The sequence below is a fragment of the Leptospira biflexa serovar Patoc strain 'Patoc 1 (Paris)' genome (genome assembly GCF_000017685.1).
GTDB lineage: Bacteria > Spirochaetota > Leptospiria > Leptospirales > Leptospiraceae > Leptospira_A > Leptospira_A biflexa.
The window spans coordinates 1-18,365 of the sequence record NC_010843.1; the positions used below are offsets into that span (position 1 = coordinate 1).

Sequence of the window (18,365 nt, forward strand, 5' to 3'; positions counted from 1 at the left end):
GAAATGGACGGAAGACCCTTTTTTTGGTCCCTTTCAAAAATTCAATTGATCCCAAATTTTCTAAAAGAAAGCATACCAATTGGGAAGGGAAACGAGAGATAAATGATCACCATTGCAGTTGCAAATCAAAAAGGCGGAGAGGGAAAAACAACTACTTCTTTAAATCTTGCCATGGGATTGGCTCGCCGAAACCTCAAAACATTACTCATCGATATGGACCCTCAGGCGAACTCAACCGGGATTTTTCTAAATCCTGAAACAGTTGAGAAAGACCTTGCCCACCTTTTCCAAAACTCTGCAAATATAAAAGACATCATCACTCCTGCATATAACGAGCATTTGTGGGTGGCTCCATCTAGCATGCGTTTGGCGGAAATGGAAACAGTTTCGGTCAATTCTGTCGAAGCACCTTATATCTTGCGAGACTCACTTGCGGGACTTAAGGATTTTGACTTTGTCATCATAGACTGCCCCCCTTCCCTTTCGATTTTCACAGTGAATAGTTTGGTTGCTGCCAACTTTGTTTTGATCCCCCTCCAAGCGGAAAAATTTTCGATGGATGGGATCATGGGCCTCCAACAGACAATCTCCTCGATCAAAAAAAGAATCAATCCTGATCTCGAGATTTTAGGTGCTCTCATCACCCAACTCAAACCACAGACCCTATTGACGAAAACAATCCTCCCTGTACTCACAAAATATTTCAGAATCTTTGAACATACGATTTCTGATGGAGTGGCAATTGGCGAAAGTCATTTGGCAAAAAAATCAGTTTTCGATTACAACCGCTCTTCCAGGCAATCACAAGAATATGAAGGATTTATTGAGGAGGTTTTGAATGAGCTTAAAAAGTAAACGCCTCGGAACTCTCGCCGATATTTACCAAGCCGAAAATTTGGATGGCACCATTCGCACCATCCGGATGGACCGGATCCAACCTTCCGAACACCAACCTCGCCAAGAGCGAAAAAAGGGAATTGAGGAATTGGCTCAGACTCTTAAGGCCGATGGACTTTTACAGCCCATCATCGTCTCGAAAGGGGAAAAAGAAGGGAACTATAAAATCATCGCAGGGGAAAGGCGTTACCATGCTGCGAAATCCCTTGGCTGGCCTGAAATCGAATGTAAAATTCTAAACCGACCAGACAAAGAAATTTATAAACTTGCTGTCATAGAAAACTTACAGAGGGAGAATCTTTCCCCTTATGAAGAAGTGGATGCTCTTCTATTTTTAAAAAATGCCCACAATTACACTGACCAGGAACTGGGAGACCTTTTCGGAAAAAGCCGAAGTTACATGACAGAGGTCCTATCCATCACTTCGATGTCGAAGACAGATTTGGAAAAATGCAAAAAAAATGAAATCCACAATAAGAACCTCCTCGTACAAGCAGCCCAAGCGGCAAAAAAAGGAAGTTTGGATGAGTTTTTGACCCTCTATCACAAAGGGGCATTAAAGACAGTAAAAGACGCGAAAGATTTTAACAAACAAACAAAATCTGGTGTTGTACCGAACTCAAAACCTTCCCCACTTTCAGGATACAAAATCCGCAGAACGAATCACGGAATCCAAATCCAATCTGAAGACGAAATTTTACTGGGAGACATTTACAAATTCATCCGCAAAGAACTGTCGAAAAAATATGGAGATTCGGCATAACCCAAACAAGTACTAAGCAGTCAAGTACTTAGGAAAAAAATTTTTAGTACCCGTAGGGAAAAATACTGTACGAACTTGACAGCTACCAGAATCCGACAATAATGTGACATAATAAAAGTTTTGATTGGTTTGAGCAAACACCTTTTCTCACAAGAAGAGGTGTGGGGTAAGTTTTGCCCCAACCCGACTTATAAAAAAATCCCCTGGGTACCAGGGGGTCGGGGTTTCCCGAAGGAATGTTGTTGGATGAGACATAATTAACATTATGTCAGATAATGTCAACTCCTTCAAATTATTTGCTTAAATTTAGTTTCATTTTTGCAGAAAAACGGAGGAGCTTCGTGAGCGAGCAGCGTCATCCCTATATCCGTCTGATGACCGACATCATTGATTCTGGTGTCTGGGCAGGGTTATCCCATGCTGCTAAGACCCTATACCCAGTCCTTTTGAAATTCAGCGATTACAATTTTAAGCCAGTTTGGCCCAACACGGAAACCTTGATGCGGTTAACCGGATTCAAAACCAAAAAATCGATTGTCACAGCCAAAAAAGAACTCACTCGTGCCGGGCTTTTGTATCAGGTTCCAGGGAGCGGGCGAACATCGACTCGGTATCACTTTTCCTTCCATTATGAGGGGTCGAGGATTACCCCTCTCGGGGATACACAAATACACCTCAGGGGGACTGGGCCAGAATCCTCTGGAGGTTCAAACGATCCCGAGAAGGGGGGTTCTATTGGAACCCCTAACCATATTAATATAACTATATCAAATACAAACAATGTACCAGGCCCTAAGGATATGAGTGAAAGTTTGGGACAAACCAAAGAAGGAAAAAAAGACTTTGAAACTTTGGTGAATCTATTTGGCCCAGAGATTGCGTTGGAAGCCTATCGGAAAGCAGTTGGTTTGCATATGGAATCCAATGCCTCCTATGTCCAAACTCTGTGTCGGGAATTGGTCAGCTTACAAAGAAAGGAAGTGCTTAATTCTGAGCAGAATTTGAGCCGAGACGCGGTCTCCCCTCACCCAGCTTCCTGGGCTGGTTTTTTGGCTTGGGCCACTAAGGAACTCACTGAATCTTCGTTCCGGCAATTGGAGCGAGTGAACGTGGAAACCGATGGAAATGTCATCATCGTCACTTCCGCCATCCAAGGCCATTTACGCCAAATCATCCAAATGTATTTCACAGAAAGAGTCAAACCTGTCGTTCTTGTTGTGTTTACGGAAAAGGAAGAAGGATCACGTGTGAGTGAAATTCGATAGACTGATTAGAAAAACGGTATTTTTTGGAAGGAACCATCATTAAAAAGCGCATGAAAGATCATTTAATTCGCACAAGCCACCCCTACTCTCTTCCCATCCCTTCCGTTTCGACAACGGGTACCTACGAACTCAAAAATAATGAGTTTTTATCATTTATCGAAGAAAAGGAACAATCTTCCCTTTCTTCGATCATTTTCCAATTCGATGATGTTGTCTTCTTTAATGGGATTGAGTTATTACCAGGAAAAGACGGTTTGGATTTTTTTCCAGATTCCTTTCGTTTTGAATTATCCCATGACGGAAAGTATTGGGAGCCCATCTTACAAGAATCTTCCTTTCGGAAATCTTTCAAAACATCTGCCAAATGGTTATTTTCCTTAACTAGCGCTCGTTATGTGAAGTTTATCTCGAAAATTTCCAGAAAAGCAAGTAACGGAAAAAATCGCATTAGCTTCGGTCCGCTGAAAATTTTAATCAGTGGAGTTCAATCCATACAAGTGAGTTCGGAATTCGACAGACTTTCTGTAAAAGAAAACTTATTTGATACAAGGCCCGATTATGGTTGGACTTCTAAAAAGAAGGAAGAACCTTCCGATGAATATATCATCCTAGATATGGGATCCGTGAATCGAATTGAAGAATTCCGGATGTTAACCAAAAATGATCCCGTCACCAATTTCCCGGAAAGGTTTATTGTTTATTATAGTGAAGATGATCTCACATGGCACCAACTCCATGAAGAAAATTATTTCTTATCAGAACCTGGTACTTGGTACAAATGGCGATTCCCCCCTGTCAATTTAAGGTTTTTGAAAATTGTATTCATAGATGAAAAACAAACAAACAAAAAGGAATACGTTACCGAAGTCATAGAAATCGAATTGTATTCCAGCGCTGATAAAAAAGAATCTGGTGGCCCAACAAGAGAACCCCTCCCCTATGCTTCTGTTCTGAGGTCTGGTATCATTCGCCTTGCCGTTGATGGTGAAGTGAAAGAGGGAGTTGTCGTCCAGTCGAATGACAGAAGGTTACGTGATGCAACTACTGAATACCGGGGGATTGTTGAACTAGCCTCAGATGGTGAAGAAAAACCGGGCGTTGCCGTCCAAGGGAATGATAAACGCCTAAAAATCGCCACTGAGCTGACTCATGGACTTGTCCGTTTGGCAAGAAGTGGCGAAGCAAGGCCTGGACTTGTAGTTCAGTCAGATGATGAAAGGTTAAGGAATGCATCAGCAGAACACCCAGGTATCGTTGAGCTTGCGTTAGATGGCGAGACTCGGCCAGGTGTTGCCGTGCAAGGGAATGATTCAAGACTAAGGGTCGCGACTAAAAAAGCAGTAGGACTTGTCCAATTAGCTGAAGCAGGTGAAACGGCGATTGATAAGGTAGTCACAGGTGATGATCCAAGACTCAAGGATGCAACAACCACAACAAAAGGAATTGTACAACTTGCTCCGAATGGCGGCGAGGAAGTAAACACGGTTGTCCAAGGGAATGACAAACGTCTCAAACTTGCCAATACAGAATCTTTTGGAATTGTCCAACTAGCACATTCGGGCGAAAACAAAGCAGGAGTCGTTGTCCAAGGGAATGATAAACGTCTCGCCAAAGCTGGGTTTGACGAAGCAGGGATTGTGACCATCGCAAACCATGGAGAAGCCGTACCTGGGAAAGTAGTCTTATCAGATGACCCTAGATTGATTGATAAAAGAGATCCGAAACCACATACCCATCCTTATGCAGAAAAAGAACACGATTTTAATTCCCATACAGGTTTATTAAAGATCACAGGCGAAGCAGAATCTGCTTCGAAGGGTTTTGTTCCGCCCCAAACAACTGACGCCATCATCTACGGCAAAAATAATAAAAATGGTTCTGGTGTCGTTGGCGTATCTTCTGGATTAGGTGTTGTTGGATTTGGTGATTCGATAGGTGTGTATGGTATATCGAAAGGGAAAGATACACATCGATCGGCAGGAATCTTAGGTGCCGGAACTACGTCACCTGGTGGTCGTTTTGTATCTCAATCTGATTTTGCCATGATTGTGGATGGCAAAGGGATTCCGGAATATGAATTGACTGGATCTGGAAAGGCCATTTATGCCAACGGTGAATCTGTCTTTGAAGGCAATCTTCGTATCACGAAAGATGGTGGAGAAGAATGTATCGCACGTTATTTCCGTTTGGATGGAAAGGATGTGATTACTGCTGGTGATTTACTTGTAGCAACCGAAGAAACGGGTGTTCTCGGTAGATCCAAACACCCCTACTCCACAAATGTGATTGGTGTGGCTGTTTCGAATGCCAATCTAGTCTTTGGGAAAAAAGAGAAAGGTGTGGAATACGTCCTTGTCGCACTCCTTGGGATGACAAAAATCCATGTTGATGCAACACAAGTTCCCATTTATCCTGGAGATCTTTTGGTATCTGGACTTTCTTCTGGGCATGCAATCAAAGCAGACCCAGCGAAATTAAAACCAGGTATGTTAGTGGCAAAGGCAATGGAAGTTTGTAAACGAGACAAAGGCCATATCCTTTGTATATTAACTTTCTCCTAAGAATAAAGGTAAGTTCATTTTAGGTTTTTTGATAAAACCTGCATCAATTGCCCTTTGGAAAAGATAGGCCACTGCATCGTGGCCTTCTTTCCCCAAACTTTTTGTGAATTCATTTACATATAAATTGATGTGAGCCCGAATGACTGCCTCTTCTTTGTTTTGAGAATTTTCGCGAATGTAATCCATCATTTCTTTGGGTTCTTTGTAGGCATTTGTTAAACTATTTTGTAATTCTTTTTGAAACTTTAGTGCTTCCTCTCTTGGGATGTCCCGTCGGATAGCAATTGCACCAAGAGGGATTGGATATCCAGTTGACGATTCCCACCACTCACCCAGATCCACAACCTTTTCTAAGCCCCTTTCTTCATACGTGAATCTTTCTTCGTGGATGATGACACCCAAACTGTTTTCTTCCGTAAGGAGTTTGGGGATAATTTGATCATAACGAATGGCTGTTGGTATGTGTGTGCCATTGGAATAAAGTGACAAAAGTAAATTTGCTGTTGTGAGTTGCCCTGGAATGTAAAGATTTTTGTAATTGTCTAAATTTGCGTTCGCATTTTTTTTTCGAACCAAAAGTGGACCGCACCCTCTACCTAATGCGGATCCAGTTTCCAACAGGATGTATTTGTCTATGATTTGAAAGAAAGCCGCAAATGATAATTTGGTGACGGGGAATTTACCTTGGAAGGCATATTCATTCAAATTTTCTACATCGTATAACTCTTCTTTGACAGGGTATTCGGAATTACGGATGAGATGGTAAAATAAGAATGTATCGTTTGGACATGGTGAGTATGCAAGAGAGATCATAAGGCTAAAAAATATTCCTTTTTTTGTGTAATGAATAAAATTCGTATCAATAGAAATAAAAACAATAAACTTGAAGTGCCGAGAAAAATCTTAAAACTCAGTTTTTTTGTCACATCGGTAAGTAACAAAGAAAAAGGCAAAATTAAAGTAAACATCCTGCTGAGATTATCAAACGAACGCCAATAACCTTCTTCAGCGATGACAATCACAGCCAGACTCCCGAGTATTGGGACCAAAAAATCTATGTTTTTCGAGATTGATTCTTTGATTGAAGAAAAGCTAGCGATTGTTATAGATAGGATCGAAACAAAAAACAAAAGTTTAGGAAATTCTTTGATTTTGAATGAAAATGTATTTTGCTCAAAAAAGCTTTTTACAAATCCAAATAATGGGCCATCTGTCATGTCCTTAAATCCTAAAGGATTTGTACCCAGGTGGTTTGGGATACTCAGCCATCCATAAAATAAAAATCCGATGAATAAAATACCTGGTAATGAAAAAAGGAGCACAAGTTTCCACTCTTTTCGAATAAGTGCTCCGATAACGATTGGAGCCAAAAAAAGAATTCCTAACTCTCTTGTGAAAACGGTTAAAAGGAAAAATAGAAAGGAGAGTTTGAATTTTTTCTCTTTGTAAAAATAATAACTGATAATTGCCAAACTGACAAAAAAAGAATCTGCAACGAGTAATAAATTGGAGTTTAATGAATACGGGGAAAAAATATAAAATAATACGAACCATTTGGATTGATTCGGTAGTAATTGGAATAAACAATACACTGAAGATAAAAAAGTGAAGAATAAAAGAATGAGTGTAATAAGAGGATAATATTCACTTCCTAAAAAGTGAGAAATGAATCCAGCGATAAACGACAAACCAATTCTATGGTATCTAAAATAAAAACTATCTACGATCAAACTCCAGTCATTTTCGTTGAACAAATCTTTTGCGAGAAGGTAAAAGAACTGACCATCGTAACCTCCTGATTTATAGATGACAAAATGAGGATCTACTAAGTTTGGATTGATTTCATAAAATCCCTCCCATATTCCAATTAAAGAAGAGAGAGAATGTCCGTATGGTGCAGTTTTAAAATAAATAAGTCCCAAAACTCCCAAAACGAAAAAAAATAAGACGATCCACAAATGCCGTAGTTTCACACTCCCATTTTGTAAAATTTAATAGATTTTGAAAGGAATTTCTCTGGAATTTTCAGAAGATTCTGGAAGTTTGTATCCAAAGTTGGGGCAAATGAAAGAAGTTCTCGTTACCATACAAACGGTGTATCAATATTTAGAGAAACTAGGTCCGAAAAAATCCTTCCAAATATTGAAAAATTTAGGCTACGAAAAACTTCTCTCGCTCACTGGAAAAGTGCCGAAAGAAAGGCTGATCGTTCTAACACAAAAGTTAAGTGAAGAAACGGTTGTCGAACTCGTGACTCAAATACCTGAAAAAATTTTAGTGGAAATGATTCGAGAGAACGATGACGACGATTTGGTTTACTTTATCCATTCCTTATCGATTGCCGATTTGGCGATTGTTTCAAAAAGTATCCCTCCTCAAGATGTGGGGCTTTTAGCTAAAACCTTGGGCCGAGAGGCAAGCGTTGAAGTATTGAAATCGTTAGGTATCCAAAAGTCAATTGCTCTATTAAAAGAAATTCCTATGGAAGACTTTTTGTGGTTAGTGGACCAAATTCAACTACAACCAATCATTCAACTTGTAAATGAATTGTCCGTGCCGGATTGCAAAAAGTGGATTAAACAACGTGGGTTAGAAGAATTGCCGATACTTTTAAAATTTTTCGGAGTTTCGAATGTTTTGGAAATATTTAGAAAACTGGGGATGAACCAAGCTTTAGCGATGATGCAGTTACTTGGAACAAGAGAGATGATGGAGTTGTCTGTTTTACTGTCCAAAATGCAATTAGATATTAAAAATATACCGGCTACATTAAAAGCAAAAACCGTTATTGGTTTGGAGAAACCAAAATCAAAACAAATCGCGAAGAAAAAAGCTGCTGCTAAAAAAAAGAAAGTGACTAAGCGTTCGCATTGATTTTCGGAAAGTAGATTGTGAACTTACTGCCTTCTCCCATGCTACTTTCTACAAAAATTTCTCCGGACATCTTTTCCACGAGAGATTTTACGATGGATAAACCAAGGCCAGTGCCACCAATTTTTTTGTTATCAGTTGATGGAATTCTGAAAAAACGATCGAAGATTTGATTTTTATAATTGGGATCAATGCCAATTCCAGTATCTTCCACAATGATTTCGACCTTTCCATTGAATTCTCGGAGTGAAATTCCAATTTTTCCTTTGAAAGTGTACTTCAAGGCATTCACGTATAGATTCGTGATGATTTGTGAAAATTCGAATCTGATACCACGAATCAATAGTCCTTTTTTCAAAGTTAGGTCCCATTCAATTGGTTTTCCCTTTGCTAAGTGTGAGTTCATATGAATGACATCTTCAATCACAGGAACTGGATCGAATATTTCGATCACTTCCGCTTCATTGTCTTTTTCGCGGGATGTCGTTAATTTGAGTAGGTTTTCGATAAGAAAACTCAAGCGTTTCGCGTTTTTATCAATCACTTCTAACATGTTGATATGTTCTTTGTTAAAAGGTAAGGATGAGTCTGATTTAAAAAATTCTAGATAACCACGAATGTTTGTCATCGGACTTCGGAGTTCATGACTGACGTTTGAAATAAACTCATGTTGGAGGCGCTCTTGTTCCTTCCTTTCTGAATTGGGTCGAAATTGAACTTGGTATCGTTTTTTTGGTGATAACAATATGGATGTGAAGCTGATATCAACTTCAAGTTTAGATCCATCTTTAGCTAAGATTTCAACATCAGGCAATGATAACATTGTATCAGAAGATAAGTCGGATCCAAAACGTAGTTGGTTAGAAACTTGGTTCCCTAAAATGATATCTTCGATTGTCATTTTAGTAATGTCACCCCGAGTGTATCCAGTAAGAGATCTAAATTGATTGTTTGCTTCCAATATGCTGCCTGTATCGGCATCTACCAGTGCAATTGCTTCTCTAGAAAATTCAAATAAATATCTATATTTTTCTTCGGAATATTGTAAATCAACGGCCGATCGATCTAATTTGATTTCTAATATGGATATCAAATTTTCGAGTTCAGTAATTTCTTCTCTTTGTAATTCGATTTTGGCATTAAACGAATCTAACATTGAATTTACGAGAACTTTGACTCTGTTGTCTAACTGTAAAGTTTCATCCGTATTGAGCCTTGAGTTATAATTTCCTTGCAACATGTCTAAAACTAATGAATTAACGTCGACAATAAGATGTCTTACTGCATTGAGTTTTCTATAATTGATTTGGGAAGGAGCATGTAATTTAAGATTTGATGGTTCCTGGAAGCTAGATAATTTCCTTACATCGAATACCTTCTTAGGCTCCAAGGCAGATAAAATTTCATCAAAATTGAGTGCAGTTTGCACCGCTTCCGGTTGCATCACCCTGCGAATCAAACGGAAATATACATCTTTCAGAATTGGGAATAGAGTTGTTTCATCACCTTGATAAGAGAACACTCCTTTTTGAATGAGTGGGTGTTCAGTAAGTAGGTTTTTTGTCTCACCTACTCTAAGATGCGGATAAAAATGAGAAAGTTGTAAGTCCTCCCATAAATTTCCTTGATAGTCTTTGTTTGAGTTTTGTAATAAATCAATGGCTTTTTTTACAGCAAGTAAAACGCCAGATACTTCCCTCCCCGTTTTTAGTATTGCATCGCCACTGAACGCCAGTAAGGTGGATGGGTATAAGATGTCTTTTTTTAAAATAGGAAGGTCCAAACTATTTCCAAAATCTTGAAAATTTCTTAAGAAAGGACTAGAAAAAGGATCAGATACTAAACCAAGGCAATTGGGTTTTAAAAACTCCTTTTCTTCTAAAAATCCAGGAGTATCGATGTAACGAACTTTAACAGGATTTTTCGGCGCATATTCTTCTAAAAATTTTTCAGCAAACAATCTTTCAACGGAATTGATATGAGGAACTGGGAGAATGTAGGCTTTGTTTCTTGTTAAGTCTTCTGGTTTAAACTGGAATCTAGAATAGAAGGATAAAGGAGAATGATAGAGATAAATTCCTTTGTAAATTCGTTTGAGTTTTGATTTTTTTAGGAAACTTTCTTGCAGGTATGCAATCGTTGGTACTTCACCCGCTTCTACTCGACCGGCGTCTAGTAATGGCAAAATAGCTTTGTGGTGAGTGTTGACATGAAGAGTGACTTTGACTCCGAATTCTTCGAAGTATCCTTTTTTATAGGCTACAACAACGGGTAAGGAACTAAGTCGACTTGTAATACAAATCTGGATCACATGGCAACAATTCCATTGGCTGGAATCGTTGCCAAATCTTTATGAGAAGAATTTACCTTAAGTAGAAAAAATCTCCTGAAGGAATTCTGTTGTTCTTTTTGTATATTCTGAGACTTCTTTTTCGTCCATTACCTTAGCGGAAAGTAATGAAAGATCGTAGATGACACGTGCCAATTTTTTGCCTTTCTCTGGATTCACACCTTCAAACGCTTGTAAGGCGGATTTCACAAGCGGGGATTTGGAATTCACCATGAGAGTGTGAGCTTTTAGCATTGATTTTGTGTCTTCCCGGTTGAACATGGAATTCATTTCTGTCATTCTACGCATAAACTCAGGTAATAAGATCACTCCAGGTACATCTACTGATTTTAGGGCTTCTACTTTGACTTGAACACCTTCCGAAGGAAGGGCGGATTCGAAAAGTTTTGTAATCCGACTTGATTCAGTTTCGTTTGCTTCATTGACTAGATCTGTTTTAGAGTCTTTGTCCAATACTTGGTCTGCTAGTTCTGAATCTACACGTTGGAATTTCCAGTCTGGATTTTTTGTTTCCAAATGTTGTATCAAATGAGAATCAATTTTTGAATCAACTAGGATCGCTTCTAGTCCTTGCGACTTGAGAAGCTGCATATAAACAGATCCCATTTCTGTTTCGTTTGCATAAAAGATTTTGTTTTGGTTTTTTTCTTTGTTCTTTTCCCAATATTCAGAAACAGTTGAAAACCCATTTTCAGAATTTTTAAAGATTAAATGATCCTTCATCGCGTCATAAAATTTATCATCCGTAAGAACTCCATACTTCACAAAAATTGAAATATCATTCCAATTTTCTTCATACTTAGCACGATTTTTTTTAAAATCATCGATCAACCGATCAGCTACCTTTTTTATGATGTGGTTTGAGATTTTTTTGACCAAAGGATCATTCTGTAAGTAAGAACGTGATACGTTCAATGGTAAATCTGGAATGTCGATGGTTCCTTTGAGAATGGTTAAAAATTGAGGGATCAGCTCGCTTGCGTTATCACTTACGAAAACATGGTTACAAAACAATTTGATCCCATTTTTGGATGCTTCTAACTCATGAGTTAGTTTTGGGAAATACAGGATTCCTTGTAATCGGAATGGATAGTCTACATTGAGATGGATGTGGAATAAAGACTCACCTGAAAATGGGAAAAGATAGGAATAAAAATCTTTGTAATCATCTGGAGAATTCTTCGAAGGTTCTTCTGACCAAAGTGGTTTTTCTCGATTGGCTTTTTCGCCTTGAACATAAATGGCCACAGGTAAAAAGTCACAGTATTTTTTGATGAGTTCTTTTAGTTTCCATTTATCAAGGTATTCACCAGATTCACTATCCAGGTATAAGGAGATTTTTGTCCCTCTTGTGTTTTTATCAATAGTGGATATAGAAAAATCAGTACCAGACTCGCTTGACCACATAACAGCCGCCTGTCCAGCTTTATAGGATTTGGTTTCAATTGTTACCTGTTTGGATACCATAAAGGAGGAATAAAATCCTAGTCCAAAATGGCCTATGATTTCTGCCTTATTTTCTGTGTTCTGGTACTGTTTGGCGAAGTCAGTTGCTCCCGAAAAGGCAATTTGATTGATGTATTTTTTTACCTCTTCTACGGTCATACCTAAGCCGTTGTCTTCGATGGTTAATATGCGCTTGTCTACATCAAAATCTAAGTCGATTCGATACTCATTACCACCTTCAAATTCTTCGCTTAAAGCAATTTTTTTTAGTTTTGTAATCGCATCACTTGCATTGGAAACAAGTTCTCGTAGGAAGATGTCTTTTTCGGAATAGAGCCATTTTTTAATGATCGGAAATATGTTTTCTGTTTCGACATTGATTTTACCTTTTTCTTCAGCTTGCATATGTTACTCCTTAACTTTCATTTGTTTTGATATATTGAGTGCAGTTGCCCTGTCTTCTTTGGACAAATTTTTGTATACATCCGAAAAATTTGAGTCCTTGTTTTGGCTGATTAATTCGGAAAGCCAACTGGAATCTGTTGCGGACACTCCCTGTTTCTCTAAGAACTCAGAGAGGAAGTAATTTCTTTTTTTACCGAATCCTTCTACCATAGCGACAAATGATTTTGTTTCTAGATTGAATTTATATTGTTTCATTCCTACGTATCCGAGGATACCAAAAACTGCAAGCAAAACTAAAAACAGAACCGGCAATTTTAAGTTTAGATTCTGAGCTTTGGAATTTGGTGCAGTGTTTATGCTTCGTTTAGGTAATATTTGAAAATTTGGAAACGGAAGTGTCAGCGTGTTGTATTTTTTTTCTGGAATCGCAAAATAACTAAATTGGTATGGGTCATTCAATTCTTTTGATATTTTCGTGATTTGATATCCATACATAAATTTAACTTTGGAATAAAAACCATATTCACCCGATTCAAGTTGTTGGAAATTTTTAGTTTTTGATTGAGAAATCAATTTAATATTGGGATTAGAGAATTCCATTGGTGTGATGCCTTCATACCCTCCTTCCCCTTCAATCATCAATTCAATGTATGCTGTTTCTCCGACAAACACTTGGTTTGGAATTTTTAAAAAATACATTTTAAATTTCCCGATTGCTCCTGTAAAAAATTTAGGTGGATTATTAGGAAGATCTAAAACAGTTACTTTTGCAGGGCTTGTATCAATAGTTTCTTGCAAGGAATTGAATCGTAGGCTATCTCCTGTGATGAATTTTGTTTTTCCTAATAGGAATGATCCTGATTTAAGAGCTGTTAGTCCATAGATTTCTTTTGAAAATACTAAGGTTTTTCTAGGGATTGTGTTTCTGATCACTTCAGGTTCAATTTGTACTGTTACCTGTCGAAGTGTTTCCGATAAAAAAAATGGGAACGAGATAGATTGGTTTGGATCTCTCTCCAAAAATGGTTGTCTATAATGATTGTAATATAATACAAAATATCCAACAATTGGCTCACCTTTATAAAATACTGATTTGTTCGTGTGGAAAGTGACTTCTGGGTTTTCATCAGTTGATGATTCTTCAAAATCAAGTGAGAACGGATTTAAAAAACTATTTTGAGAGTTTTTTGTTTTTTTACTTACTTTGAATGAGATTGAAGGAGAAGAGTATTGTTGGTTGTCATATTGTACTGAGATTTCAGGCAATTGAAAGCTACCTTCTCTATCTGTATCTACGTAAAAATTGATAATTTGGGTTTTTGAAACTTTAAAATTGATGATTTGAGTTTCGGTGCCACTTCCCACATACCGGACTCTTACTCCATTTTTTTTGACGTTCGTTTGTAAGGTTCGAAAAGGTTTGTCTCCGTAAGCTTTTACTTCTAGTTTTGCTACTTCACCTAATGAAAACTCATTGGGATGGAAAAAGAATTCGACTTCGACCGAGAATAGTTTTGAAAAGAAAGCAATAAGGAAGTATAAGAGAAAAAACTTTGATTTACCAGAATTTCTCATTATCGGAGGAGCCTCCCCTTTTATTTTTTAGAATGGAATCTTGCGAAAATGGTTCGAGAATTCGATCTATTTCTGATTGGTTTGGATTGGAATTTTGTTTTTCTTCTTTTTCATTCTTAGGTTGAGAAGGGTTTGGATTTTGGTGTTCGCCATTTCCTTGCCCATTGGATTGGTTCTGGTTTTGTTTTTTTGTTAGATGCTCAATGTTTTTTTTAGCAGCCAATTGTTTGGGATTGTATTTTAAACTTTCTACATAGGATTTGAGTGCATTCTCTTTTTGACCTAATTTTGTGTAAATATTCCCCAAAGTTAGATTTGCTTTCGATTTTAAATCTGCATCTGATTTTGGGTGGGTCAATATTTTCTCTGCAAGTTCTTTTGATCCTTTGTAATTCCCCATTTGGTATTCATTTGCAGATTCGTTGTACATTAACCTTGGATCGTCTTGTATGTACTCCTTTGCATCTGAAAATTCTTTTTGGCTTTGTTTGTAATTTTCTTGGTGATAGGCTTTGTTCCCCCTCTCGATTGCATTGCCACCTGGGTCGAGTTCCCAAGCTTCTAATCGGATTTGGAAAGAGAATAGAAAGAAAATGGCGAGGAGTGCTTTGAAAGGTAGTTTTTTTTGTATTCCTATTGATAATATTCTTTCGATGACCATAAACAAAAAAGAAAACAAAAGGTATGGATGTGCACCAGCCTCATTTTTGAATTTTTCTAATCTTTGTATTTTGTTTTTTTTCATGGATTTTATTTTTTCAACAAGATGATAAGAACCATCAGCATAAAATGAAACATTAAAAAAATCGCCATTGTATTTTTCAGCGATGGACTCTAGAAAATCTGCATCCAGTTTAGATACAATCACATTGTCGCCGTAAGGTGAATCTACCAAATTAGAATCGTAAGTAACAAAGCCACCTTTCCCGGTTCCAGGGTCTCGGAATTCGATTGGCCCTCCTTCTTCGGTTCCCAATCCCCAAACCATTACTTCCCCATTTAAATTTGGTAACGATTGTTTTTCATGGTCTTCCCCATCGGTTACGATTACAGTGATATTAGATTGTATATTCTGGGATTTTTTACGTATTTTTTCTGCTCGTTCAAGAGCAACGGCAAGATTTGTACCTTTTGAGCCTACCATTTCAACACTTAATGACTGTATATAATCGGAAACTGCAGAAAGGTCGGATGTCATTGGACAAAAAGAAAATGATTGCCCTGCAAAAACGATGATTCCAACTCGATTCCCTTTTAAATCAGGTAGTAATCGTAACGATAAATCTTGAAATCGTTTCAGTCGATTTGGTCTGATGTCAATTGCATTCATCGATAAACTTACATCTACGACAAATAAGATATCTGTTGATTGGAATTCTTTTGTGGATTCGATGTCTATAGATTTTATTTTATATAGTGATACAATGGCAAAACACATGGCAACTAAGAAGGAAATTGTACGTAGTATTAAAAGTAACTGATTGGAAGTTGATAATCTGGTTACAAAGTCAAGTTTGTTTTTACTGAATTGAATGGCTTTGAAATTGATAAAAAGTTTGAAGGAAGATACGATTAAACCAATTAAAATTGTCAATGTTCCGAGGTAAATAACCGTATTTGTTTCCATTAGATTTTCTCTTTTAAAGGATAAATTTTTAGTAACAAATATAAAATCAAAGAGATGAATGTAAAAAATACAAAAACTGGGAACTGAGTTTCTTGGATTTCAAGAGGTTTAGATGGTAACTCAACCACCTCAAGTTGATCAATTTCATTTAATACAGACTCTAAAACTTCTGGAGACTCAGCTCTAAAAAACTTTCCGTTTGTATTGCTCGAAATTTTTTGTAACGACTCGTAATTGATTTCATATTGTCCTTCTTCCTTCCCGATACCAATACAGTATACTTTAATACCCATTGTTTTTGTCGTATACGCTGCCGTATCAGGATCAAGTTTACCAGTGTTTGAGACTCCATCCGTCAAAAGAATGATGACTTTTGATTTGGCTTCCGAGTTTTTTAACCTGTAGGATGATAGGACGAGTGCATCGCCGACAGCAGTGCCTTGTTCTTCTATGTCTTCACTGGATGTACCGGCTATCAGTTCATCCAAGGCAAAACGGTCACTTGAAAGTGGGGATTGTAAGTATGCGGCTCCTGCAAAAACGACAATACCGATTCGATCATATAGTCTTTTTTTAACAAATTCTCTTAACAGATCTTTTGAAACTGAAAGTCGATTCCTCGGTAAAAAATCATAAGAGTTTACCATTGAACCTGAGATATCAAGGGCAATCATGATATCGACTCCCTTTGTACTGTCAGGGCTTAGTTTGTATTTTGAGCCAGGACCAGCAGCTGCAACCACTAAAAACACCATAGATAGATAAACAAGAAACTCAGTGAACGAATATAGGATTCTACGAAATTGGATCCCGAGAGTGGAATTTAATTTTTGGAATCGATCGGATTTGATAAAGAAGATTGGTCCATATGGGTTTTGTTTCCATTGATAAAAGTATAGCATCAAAATCGGGAACATCAAAAGTAAAAGGTAAGGCCTTTGGAACTGGTCCATGTTAGGTTATAAAATCCTTTTTGATTTGGTCCCAGATTTTCTCTGCATCTTCTTTAGAGATAATTTGAGAGTTCTCACTGTATTTTAAATTTCTGAAATAGAGACGTAAATCCCGAATGGCTCTATCAGGAATATGGGTTTTATCATGTAAAATGGCTAAAAATTCGGAGTCTGTATTACCTAATAGATTTTCTTGAAATTTTTCGGAAAATACTTCTTTTAGGTATTCGCTTATCCGAAATGTAAGTTCCTTTTCAGTAATTTTTTCTGATTGAATGTATTGCTCTAAATATTGGAGACGTTTTGTTGATTCTAATAATTTTGGACTCTTTTCCCATGCCGCGTCTACAATCTTAGGTTTTGATTTCCAATACAAATACAATGCATAGATGAGATATAAATTGATACAAGTAAATAGGATGAGTCCTATAAGCCGAAGAAAATAGGGTCCTGAAAAAATGATCGGAGGTTCAATGTCTTCAATTTCAGTTTCTGTTCCAGTCAAATTAGAGAGGACATTAATTTTTAACTTTGAATTAAAATCGACTCCATTCTCTTTCCATGTTGTTGGTAAGAAGAAATCTCCTGCACTGAAAAAAATAACCGAAGCAGTGATTTTGTTTTTTTCTTTTGTCACCGATTGGATTTCAAAAGTTGGTAATGAGTGATCTTCGTAAAATTTTCCTTCAGGCAAGCTAATATCAGTTATATCATCGTCCTTCCATTCAATCGTATATTCTGTTATGTCACCCACATAAATTTTTTCCAATGAAATTGATTCCTTGGGTGAAGCGAAGATAACAACAGTAAATCCAAAATACAATAAAATGAACTTATGCACTGTGTTTTACCTTGAATAAAGGTAGAATTTGGTTGTGAAGTTTTTGATTTGGATCTATCTGAATCCATTTATTCCCAAAAATAGACTTTGCAGCTGTTAGGTCTTTTTTGTATGTCGAATTCAAATTTCTAAATTCAACATTTTCTTGCGAGATTGGTTGAAACCATTTTAACCAAAAGGGAAATTTTAATTCATCTATAGGATCTTGGATGCAGACACCAAATTGTTCCCAAACTTTTGGTATAGGTGCATTTTTGATCCATTCTGAAAGTTGGTTAAAATCACTAATCCAATAAGAAACAGCATATTTGGGATGAATTTTAAAAGCATATTGGAATGCATTTGAGTAATTGGTCTGTTTGCCAGGTTTAAGTCTACTGATCGAATCAAAATAAGTGAGAACTTCCGTTTCGGTTTTTAGCCAACGATTTGATGAAATGTTTTGATCAGAGAAACTTACTAAAAAAATACGATTGCCAATTTTGATATGGAATAGAGATAAAAATAGAGCCAATTGAAATGTTGTTAATGCTTTTTTACCATCCATAGAAACACTTTGATCAATAAAGATGATGATATTTGCATCTTTTTCCTCATAAAATTCTTTCGTATGGAGTTCGCCTGTTCTCGAGGTTACGTTCCAATCAATATAACGAATGTCATCGCCAAATTGATAATTCCTGACTTCTTTGAAATCAAGCCCTCGCCCGCGATCAGAAGTAAATAGAGATCCTCTTCTGTTCGATACAAATTTTTTTTTTGATTCCCATTGCAAAACTTGGAGTAACCTTTTTAACTCGGGATCAAGCAT

At 37.2% G+C, this 18,365-nt stretch carries 14 protein-coding genes; 5 read left to right on the forward strand and 9 right to left on the reverse strand.

From position 1 onward, the window contains the following. Positions 1 to 102 precede the first annotated feature (102 nt). From LEPBI_RS17080 to LEPBI_RS17095, 4 genes are all read left to right on the forward strand, one after another. On the forward strand, positions 103 to 855 hold the full coding sequence (locus LEPBI_RS17080; protein WP_012476478.1) for a ParA family protein: 753 nt from the start codon (positions 103 to 105) through the stop codon (positions 853 to 855). After that, positions 839 to 1,660, forward strand: a complete 822-nt coding sequence (locus LEPBI_RS17085; protein WP_012476479.1) for a ParB/RepB/Spo0J family partition protein — start codon at positions 839 to 841, stop codon at positions 1,658 to 1,660. The genes LEPBI_RS17080 and LEPBI_RS17085 overlap by 17 nt, the downstream gene beginning before the upstream one ends. A gap of 374 nt (positions 1,661 to 2,034) precedes the next feature. Continuing rightward, the gene (locus LEPBI_RS17090; RefSeq protein WP_041770179.1) at positions 2,035 to 2,925 is read left to right on the forward strand and encodes a helix-turn-helix domain-containing protein; all 891 of its coding nucleotides are present in this window, start codon (positions 2,035 to 2,037) and stop codon (positions 2,923 to 2,925) included. Between the two features lie 50 nt (positions 2,926 to 2,975). Then, positions 2,976 to 5,486, forward strand: coding sequence for a discoidin domain-containing protein (locus LEPBI_RS17095; protein WP_012476811.1), 2,511 nt, complete (start codon positions 2,976 to 2,978; stop codon positions 5,484 to 5,486). Here LEPBI_RS17095 and LEPBI_RS17100 read toward each other — a convergent pair. Together LEPBI_RS17100 and LEPBI_RS17105 are read right to left on the reverse strand one after the other, a co-directional pair. Further along, positions 5,472 to 6,299, reverse strand: a complete 828-nt coding sequence (locus LEPBI_RS17100) for a 1,4-dihydroxy-6-naphtoate synthase (RefSeq protein ID WP_012476482.1) — start codon at positions 6,297 to 6,299, stop codon at positions 5,472 to 5,474. The two genes, LEPBI_RS17095 and LEPBI_RS17100, sit on opposite strands and share 15 nt — an antisense overlap. Beyond that, positions 6,296 to 7,459: an AZOBR_p60025 family cell surface glycopolymer formation protein gene (locus tag LEPBI_RS17105; RefSeq protein WP_012476483.1), complete on the reverse strand. Its 1,164-nt coding sequence runs from the start codon at positions 7,457 to 7,459 to the stop codon at positions 6,296 to 6,298. Before LEPBI_RS17105 ends, LEPBI_RS17100 begins: the two co-directional genes overlap by 4 nt. Before the next feature lie 91 nt (positions 7,460 to 7,550). On the opposite strand from LEPBI_RS17105, the gene LEPBI_RS17110 reads away from it, so the two are divergent. Beyond that, positions 7,551 to 8,360, forward strand: a complete 810-nt coding sequence (locus tag LEPBI_RS17110; RefSeq protein WP_012476812.1) for a hypothetical protein — start codon at positions 7,551 to 7,553, stop codon at positions 8,358 to 8,360. On the opposite strand, the gene LEPBI_RS17115 is transcribed toward LEPBI_RS17110, so the two are convergent. The 7 genes from LEPBI_RS17115 to LEPBI_RS17145 are packed head-to-tail and all read right to left on the reverse strand — an operon-like array spanning position 8,344 to position 18,365. Then, complete coding sequence (locus tag LEPBI_RS17115) at positions 8,344 to 10,668, reverse strand: sensor histidine kinase (RefSeq protein ID WP_012476485.1); 2,325 nt, start codon at positions 10,666 to 10,668, stop codon at positions 8,344 to 8,346. The genes LEPBI_RS17110 and LEPBI_RS17115 overlap by 17 nt on opposite strands. A gap of 57 nt (positions 10,669 to 10,725) precedes the next feature. After that, entirely contained in the window at positions 10,726 to 12,558 is a 1,833-nt protein-coding gene (htpG, locus tag LEPBI_RS17120) for a molecular chaperone HtpG (RefSeq protein ID WP_012476486.1), read from the reverse strand. A 3-nt stretch (positions 12,559 to 12,561) separates the two neighbouring features. Continuing rightward, the gene (locus LEPBI_RS17125; RefSeq protein ID WP_012476487.1) at positions 12,562 to 14,133 is read right to left on the reverse strand and encodes a BatD family protein; all 1,572 of its coding nucleotides are present in this window, start codon (positions 14,131 to 14,133) and stop codon (positions 12,562 to 12,564) included. Continuing rightward, positions 14,117 to 15,760 carry a VWA domain-containing protein BatB gene (batB, locus tag LEPBI_RS17130; protein ID WP_012476488.1) on the reverse strand — a complete coding sequence of 548 codons (1,644 nt, stop codon included), beginning with the start codon at positions 15,758 to 15,760 and terminating at the stop codon, positions 14,117 to 14,119. Before batB ends, LEPBI_RS17125 begins: the two co-directional genes overlap by 17 nt. Beyond that, positions 15,760 to 16,713, reverse strand: coding sequence for a VWA domain-containing protein BatA (gene batA, locus LEPBI_RS17135; RefSeq protein ID WP_012476489.1), 954 nt, complete (start codon positions 16,711 to 16,713; stop codon positions 15,760 to 15,762). Before batA ends, batB begins: the two co-directional genes overlap by 1 nt. A gap of 1 nt (position 16,714) precedes the next feature. Beyond that, positions 16,715 to 17,554 (reverse strand): LB_053 family protein, encoded by an 840-nt coding sequence (locus LEPBI_RS17140; RefSeq protein WP_012476814.1) that lies wholly within the window; start codon positions 17,552 to 17,554, stop codon positions 16,715 to 16,717. Further along, entirely contained in the window at positions 17,547 to 18,365 is an 819-nt protein-coding gene (locus LEPBI_RS17145; RefSeq protein WP_012476491.1) for a DUF58 domain-containing protein, read from the reverse strand. The genes LEPBI_RS17140 and LEPBI_RS17145 overlap by 8 nt, the downstream gene beginning before the upstream one ends.